The organism is Dietzia sp. DQ11-38-2, assembly GCF_014145055.1.
Classification (GTDB): Bacteria; Actinomycetota; Actinomycetes; order Mycobacteriales; family Mycobacteriaceae; genus Dietzia.
Window position 1 is genome coordinate 1 of sequence record NZ_JAALDW010000016.1, and the last position, 7,257, is coordinate 7,257.

Below are 7,257 nucleotides of genomic sequence, written 5' to 3' on the forward strand. Positions count from 1 at the left end.
TGAGGAGCTCGCCGCGCGGTGCACCGAACACCTCGACGGGGCACGCGACCGGATCGACGCCGTTCTGGGCGACGACGACTCGGGCGACCGCACCTAGGAGGCCGCGGCGCGCGCGGTGGGTCGGCGTGCACCTGCCCGGGGTCGTCCGGCCGGGGGACTATCGACCGCTGGGCAGCGGTTCGGCGTCCTGGACCGCCGCGGCCAGCGCCTCGAAGTCCGAGGAGGTGGCCGATCCGGTCACCGCCACCCGGACGTCGCCCAGGTCCAGGACCCACACCGGGCGGACGTCGTCACCGGTGAACACGGTCCATTCCCGCCCGGTCACCGGCACGATCGTCCGGTTCGGCCTCGGCCCGCCGTTCAGTGATCGGAAGGCCTCCTCCGGGGCATCGGACTGGACCAGTTCGACGAAACTGCGCTCCCCCGTCACCCACCCCACGTGGCTCGAGGTGGTGTCGGCGAAGCTCTCGACGCGCCCGGAGTTGGAGGTCCACCCCTCCGGGACATCCGGGGAACGGACCGGGAAGTCCAGACTCCGCGCGTCCTGACGCAGGGAGGCGTCGGCGTCGAACTCCGGGATCGCTCCCTGCTGAGGTCCCGACGGGCTGAACGTGCACTGCCCGGACACACCGGCGAAAAGTCCGACGATCACCATGAGAACCACCACCGACCAGAACATGTCGCGGTTACCCTGCAGGATTCTCGGTTTCGGCTCGGCCACGGCGTCGAGTATCCCACCCGGCCGGGGCATGTCGGGCGCCTGGCCCCCGGCGAGGGCCGACAGGTGCAACAATGAGCGCCGACACCCCATCACGCGGCGAGCCGCCACTGCCCGTCCGCCTGCAGCTATCCGAGGAGCCCGACGCCACATGTCAGACGCCCTACGTCCCGACCGCAACCTCGCCATGGAGCTCGTCCGAGTCACCGAGGCCGCCGCGCTCGCGGCCGGCCGGTGGGTGGGCCGGGGAGACAAGCTCGGGGGTGACGGCGCGGCCGTGGACGCCATGCGCGAGCTCATCGGCACCGTGGACATGGACGGCGTCGTGGTGATCGGCGAGGGCGAGAAGGACGAGGCGCCGATGCTGTTCAACGGCGAGAGGGTCGGCACCGGGCACGGACCCGCCGTCGACGTGGCGGTGGATCCGATCGACGGGACGCGCCTCATGGCCGAAGGCCGCCCCAACTCCATCGCCGTCATCGCCGTCGCGGAGCGGGGCGCGATGTTCGATCCCTCCGCGGTGTTCTACATGCGCAAGATCGCCGTGGGACCGGATGCGGTCGGCCACATCGACCTGTCCAAGTCCACCGAGTGGAACATCATCTCCGTGGCAAGGGCCAAGAACATCGATGTCGGGGACCTGACGGTGTGCGTCCTCGACCGCCCCCGGCACGCGGAACTCATCGCGGAGATCCGGTCGGCCGGCGCCAAGGTCCGGTTGATCATGGACGGGGACGTGGCCGGTGGCGTGGCGGCCGCCTCCGACGACAGCTCGGTGGACATGCTCATGGGGATCGGCGGCACCCCGGAGGGGATCATCACCGCCTGCGCCATGAAGTGCATGGGCGGGGAGATCCAGGGGCAGCTCTGGCCCCAGGACGAGGCCGAGCGCCAGAAAGCGGTCGACGCCGGACTCGACGTCGACGCGTTCCTCGGCACCGACGACCTGGTCAAGGGCGACAACTGCTTCTTCGCGGCGACCGGCATCACCAACGGCGACATGGTCCGCGGCGTGAGCTACCGCTCCAACGGCGCCGTCACCAGGTCCCTCGTCATGCGGTCCAAGTCGGGGACCGTCCGGCACGTCGAGGCCCGCCACCGCATGGAGAAGCTCCGCGAGTTCTCGGCGGTCGACTACGGCCAGGGGACCCGCGACGACTGACCCTCCCCGGCCCGGGGCCACCCCGAGCGGTCGCACGGGGCCGGGCCCGCGGAGCGGCTGCACGGGGCGGCGGCCACGCCTACTCTGGCCCGTATGGCTGACCAGAGTGGATTCCGTATCGAGCACGACACCATGGGCGAGGTCCGGGTACCGGTCGACGCGCTGTGGCGGGCCCAGACGCAGCGGGCGGTGGAGAACTTCCCGGTCTCGGGCAGCGGTCTCGAGCGCGCACAGATCCGCGCGCTCGGCCTGCTCAAGTCCGCGTGCGCGACGGTCAACGGTCGTCTCGGGCTCCTCGAGCAGACCAAGGTCGACGCGATCGTGTCCGCGGCCGGCCGGATCGCCGACGGGGAGGTCGACGAGCACTTCCCCGTGGACGTGTTCCAGACCGGCTCCGGCACCAGTTCCAACATGAACGCCAACGAGGTCATCGCGTCGCTGTGCGCGGCAGAGGGTGTCACCGTGCACCCGAACGACGATGTCAACATGTCGCAGTCCTCCAACGACACCTTCCCCACCGCGACCCACGTCGCCGCGACGGAGGTGGCGCTGACCGAACTCGTCCCCGCATTGAGCGGGCTGGCCGAGTCGCTCGAGCGGAAGTCCGTCGAGTGGCGGGACGTGGTGAAGTCCGGCCGCACCCATCTCATGGACGCGGTCCCCGTGACCCTGGGCCAGGAGTTCGGGGGGTACGCGCGCCAGCTCCGGGCCGGGGCCGAGCGTGTCTGCGCCACCCTGCCCCGGGTGGGCGAACTCCCGATCGGCGGCACGGCCGCGGGCACCGGCCTCAACGCACCGCACGGCTTCGGCTCCGCGGTGGTGGAGGAACTGCGCGCCCTCACCGGGCTCGAGGAGCTGCGCCTGGCCGCGGACCCGTTCGAGGCGCAGTCCGCCCGCGACGGTCTGGTGGAGCTCTCCGGGGCGATGCGCACGATCGCCGTCTCGCTGACGAAGATCGCCAACGACGTCCGCTGGATGGGGTCCGGTCCCATGACGGGCTTGTCCGAGGTCCACCTGCCGGACCTGCAGCCCGGGTCGTCGATCATGCCCGGCAAGGTCAATCCGGTACTGTGCGAGACCATCTCCCAGGTCGCCGCCCAGGTGGTGGGCAACGACGCGGCCGTGGCCTGGGCCGGCGCGACCGGGGCCTTCGAGCTCAACACCGCGATCCCGGTGATGGCCTGCAACGTCCTGGAATCGGCTCGGATCCTCACCACGTCCACCACCCTGTTCGCCGAGCGCTGCATCGACGGGATCGAACCCGACGTCGACAGGATGCGCCGCTACGCCGAGTCCTCGCCCTCGATCGTCACCCCGCTGAACTCGGCCATCGGCTACGAGGAGGCCGCCCGGGTGGCCAAGCACGCGTTGGCGGAGGGGATGACGATCCGCGAGGCCGTGATCGCCCTGGGCTTCGTCCCCGATCCGCTGAGCGAGGACGAGCTGGACCGCCGCCTCGACGTGCTGGGGATGACGGGGCTCGACCGCGAGCGCTGACGCCGGTCAGGCGGCGTGGATCCGGCGCAACTCCCCGGGCAGGGCGTCCGGGTGGAACTCCTCGAGCATCGTGGTGACCAACTCGGCGATCGCCGACCGCTCCGAGCGGTTGAGGGTCACGTGCGCGAACAACGGATGTCCCTTGAGCTTCTCCACCACCGCCTGGATGCCGTCGTGACGACCGACGCGCAGGTTGTCACGCTGGGCCACATCGTGGGTGAGCACGACCCGCGACCCGGTGCCCAGCCTGGAGAGCACGGTGAGCAGCACGTTGCGCTCGAGTGACTGCGCCTCGTCGACGATCACGAACGAGTCGTGCAGGCTCCGGCCGCGGATGTGGGTGAGCGGGAGCACCTCCAGGATGTCCCGGTCCATCACCTCGTCGATCACGTTCTCGCTGACCAGGCCCTCGAGGGTGTCGAAGACCGCCTGCGACCACGGCGACATCTTCTCGGTCTCGCTGCCCGGGAGGTAGCCGAGTTCCTGGCCACCCACGGCGTAGAGGGGCCGGAACACGACGATCTTGCGGTGGCGGCGCCGCTCGAGGACGGACTCGAGCCCGGCGCACAGGGCGAGCGCGGACTTGCCCGTTCCCGCCCGGCCCCCGAGCGAGACGATCCCGATCGACTCGTCGAGCAGGCAGTCGATGGCGATGCGCTGCTCGGCCGAGCGGCCCCGCAGGCCGAACACCTCGACATCCCCGCGCACCAGCTTCAACCCGCCGCCGTCGGTGACGCGGGCCAGTGCCGACGACGACTCGGTCTGGACCCGGATACCGCAGTGGACCGGGGTCTGCACGTCCAACCCGGCCGCGCGGGCCGCGAGCGGCGACGCCCCACCGTCGGAGAACAGGGTGTCCACGAGATCCTGGGTGGCGGGCAGGTCGGCCACCCCGCTGTACCCGGTCAGCACCACGTCCTGGGCGTGGTACTCGTCTGCGGGCAGCCCCACCGATCCGGCCTTGACGCGCAGCGGCACGTCCTTGGAGACGAGGACGGTGTCCTGGCCCTCCGCGCGGAGGTTGAGCGCGCACGCGAGGATCCGAGAATCCTCGCCGGTGTTGCGAAAGCCGGTCGGCAGGATCGTCTGGTCGGTGTGGTTGAGTTCCACCCGCAGGGTGCCGCCCTCGTCGGTGATGGGCAGGTCGCCGTCGAGCCGTCCGTGGCGCAGGCGCAGGTCCTCGAGGAGTCGGAGGGCCTCTCGGGCGAAGTAGCCGAGCTCGGGGTGGTGTCGCTTGCCCTCCAGCTCCCCGATCACCGCGATGGGCAACACCACGTGGTGCTCGGCGAAGCGGGTGACGGCCCACGGGTCAGAGAGCAGAACCGAGGTGTCGAGGACGTAGGTGCGTACGGTGTCGGTCACGGCGGACTCCTGGCCCGCGGCACCGCGGGCGAGCTGGGGGTGGACCGGTCGGCTCAGGTCACCTGGTGGTGACGGGGCCGGGTGCCGGCCCCCTCCCGATCGAGTGCGTCGATCATCGGCTGGGACCTCCCGACGGTCGGCTTCCCCACCGACCGTTGAGAGTCACGCTACGCCCGAATCACACACCTGTGAGTTAACTCATCGTGAATTCGTCAGACTCGTCGACACCTGCGGCCGGGGACCCGGCTCTCCCGCCCCGGAACCCTCGGCCCCGCCTCACTCGACCATCATCCGCACGGTCTCGGCCACGACCGCCGGACGGTCGGAGCCCTCGACCTCGACGGTCACCAGGCTGTTGAGCTGGACTCCGGCGGACTTGCGTTGGAGCGAGGTGAGCTCGACGCCCGCGCGGATCCGCGAGCCCACCGGGACCGGGGCCGGGAACCGGACCTTGTCGACGCCGTAGTTGATCATCATCCGGAATCCACGGATGTCCAGAACCTCCGCCCCCAGCACCGGCAGCAGGGACAGTGTGAGGTATCCGTGGGCGATGGTGGCGCCGTACGGCCCCTGCGCCGCGCGGACGGGATCCACGTGGATCCACTGGTGATCCCCGGTGGCCTCGGCGAACGCGTCGATCCGGTCCTGCGTGATCTCCATCCAGTCGCTGTACCCCACGTGTCGGCCGAGTTCGGCCTCGAGCTGCTCCAGCCCCTCGAACACCCTCATGACAGTCCTCCTCGCTGCACCAGTTGCGATGCGATGACGTTGCGTTGGATCTCGTTGGTCCCCTCGCCCACGATCATGAGCGGGGCGTCCCGGAAGTAGCGCTCGACGTCGTACTCCGTGGAGTACCCGTAGCCGCCGTGGATCCGTACCGCGTCGAGCGCGATCTCCATGGCGGCCTCGGAGGCGAAGAGCTTGGCCATTCCCGCCTCCATGTCGCAGCGCTCGCCGGCATCGGCGCGCTCCGCCGCGTGGAGCGTGAGCTGGCGCGCGGCGGAGAGCCTGGTGGCCATGTCGGCCAGTCGATGGCCGATCGCCTGGTGCTCCCAGATCGGTCGGCCGAACGACTCCCGCTGCTGCGCGTAGGCGAGCGAGTCCTCCAGGGCGGCCGCCGCCACCCCGAGGGCGCGGCCCGCGACCTGGATCCGTCCGGTCTCCAGGCCCGTCATCATCTGGGCGAATCCCCGCCCCGGCTCCCCACCGAGGATCTGCGTGACGGGCGTGCGATAGCCGTCGAACGCCAACTCGCACGTCTCGACGCCCTTGTATCCCAGCTTGGACAGGTCGCGCGAGACGGTCAGGCCGGGCCCGTGCTCGACCAGCACGATCGAGATCCCCCTGTGCGCGGGAGTGGCCGCGGGATCCGTCTTGCACAACAGCGCGATGAGGCCGGAACGGCGCGCGTTGGAGATCCACGTCTTGGTGCCGGTGATCACGAGGTCGTCGCCGTCGGGACGCGCGGTGGTCCCCATGGCCTGGAGGTCCGACCCCCCTCCCGGCTCGGTGAGCGCCATGGTCGCCCGCACCTCACCCGTCGCCAGCCGCGGGAGGTAGGCGGCCTTCTGCTCCTCGGTGCCGAACCTGGTGAGCAGCGTGGCCACCACGGTGTGCCCGCCCATAGCGCCGGCGAGCGACATCCACCCGCGGGCGAGCTCCTCGGTCACGTGCACGAAGCAGGGCATCGAGACCGGCATCCCGCCGTACTCCTCGGGCACGGCCAGACCGTAGATCCCGATCTGCTTCATCTGCTCGATCCAGCGTTCGGGGTAGGAGTCCGCGTGCTCCGTCTCGCGGACGGACGGCCTGACCTCACGGTCGATGAAGCGGCGCACGGTCGCCACCAGATAGGCCTCGTCCTCGTTCAGGTCCGGCACCGCGCAGCACCTCGTCGTCGTCGTCGCTCGGTCGTCCGCCCGGGTGGACGTCGGCTCATCGTCCCAACCCGCCGCACATCCGTCAATAATCATGCTCATGGATTGCCTAGGATGACGGCCATGAACAGTCGCGGCCACCTCCCCGTCGGCGGACCCCACTTCGATCAGTTGGCGGTGGGGCAGGTCGTCGTCGACGCCCCGGCGGTGACCCTCACGGACGGGCTCGCCGCGACCCACCAGGCCATCCTCGGCGACCGCCTGCGGCTCCCCCTGGACCGCCATCTCGCCCGCACGGTCACCGGTGGAACGGTGGCCCACCCCGGGCTCGTCATCGACGTGGCGATCGGTCAGTCCACCGTCCTCACCCAGCGCGTCAGGGCCAACCTCTTCTACCGCGGTCTGCGTCTGCACACCGCGCCCGCGATCGGGGACACCCTGTCCACCAGGACCGAGGTCGTCGGGTTGAGGACCACCAGTCCCTCACCGGGTCGCGCCCCCACCGGACTGGCAGCCCTGAGGGTGACCACCACCGACCAGGACGGGCGGACCGTCCTGGACTTCCACCGGTGCGCCATGCTGCCGCTCACGCCGGGGGTCGACCCGGCGTCGTGCGCGCACGCCGACGACCTGTCGACGAT

7 protein-coding genes are annotated in these 7,257 nt (G+C 70.5%); 3 read left to right on the plus strand and 4 right to left on the minus strand.

All coding sequences use genetic code 11. The features are described 5' to 3' along the window. Positions 1-157: 157 nt before the first annotated feature. Positions 158-721, minus strand: a complete 564-nt coding sequence (locus G6026_RS00650) for a DUF4245 domain-containing protein (RefSeq protein WP_107758141.1) — start codon at positions 719-721, stop codon at positions 158-160. Positions 722-869: 148 nt separating this feature from the next. On the opposite strand from G6026_RS00650, the gene glpX reads away from it, so the two are divergent. Beyond that, entirely contained in the window at positions 870-1,880 is a 1,011-nt protein-coding gene (gene glpX / locus G6026_RS00655; protein ID WP_107756799.1) for a class II fructose-bisphosphatase, read from the plus strand. A 93-nt stretch (positions 1,881-1,973) separates the two neighbouring features. Further along, a complete protein-coding gene (locus tag G6026_RS00660; RefSeq protein ID WP_182611946.1) occupies positions 1,974-3,377 on the plus strand; it encodes a class II fumarate hydratase in 1,404 nt (467 codons plus the stop codon). 6 nt (positions 3,378-3,383) lie between these two features. Here the strand turns inward: G6026_RS00660 and G6026_RS00665 are convergent, their stop codons facing one another. The 3 genes from G6026_RS00665 to G6026_RS00675 all read right to left on the minus strand — a co-directional run bounded on the left by G6026_RS00665 (position 3,384) and on the right by G6026_RS00675 (position 6,619). Then, positions 3,384-4,739, minus strand: a complete 1,356-nt coding sequence (locus G6026_RS00665) for a PhoH family protein (protein ID WP_107756801.1) — start codon at positions 4,737-4,739, stop codon at positions 3,384-3,386. A gap of 276 nt (positions 4,740-5,015) precedes the next feature. Beyond that, positions 5,016-5,468: a MaoC family dehydratase gene (locus G6026_RS00670; protein ID WP_095719204.1), complete on the minus strand. Its 453-nt coding sequence runs from the start codon at positions 5,466-5,468 to the stop codon at positions 5,016-5,018. Continuing rightward, complete coding sequence (locus tag G6026_RS00675; RefSeq protein ID WP_182611947.1) at positions 5,465-6,619, minus strand: acyl-CoA dehydrogenase family protein; 1,155 nt, start codon at positions 6,617-6,619, stop codon at positions 5,465-5,467. Before G6026_RS00675 ends, G6026_RS00670 begins: the two co-directional genes overlap by 4 nt. A gap of 120 nt (positions 6,620-6,739) precedes the next feature. On the opposite strand from G6026_RS00675, the gene G6026_RS00680 reads away from it, so the two are divergent. After that, a partial coding sequence (locus G6026_RS00680; protein WP_182611948.1) for a MaoC family dehydratase occupies positions 6,740-7,257 on the plus strand: 518 nt, incomplete at its 3' end.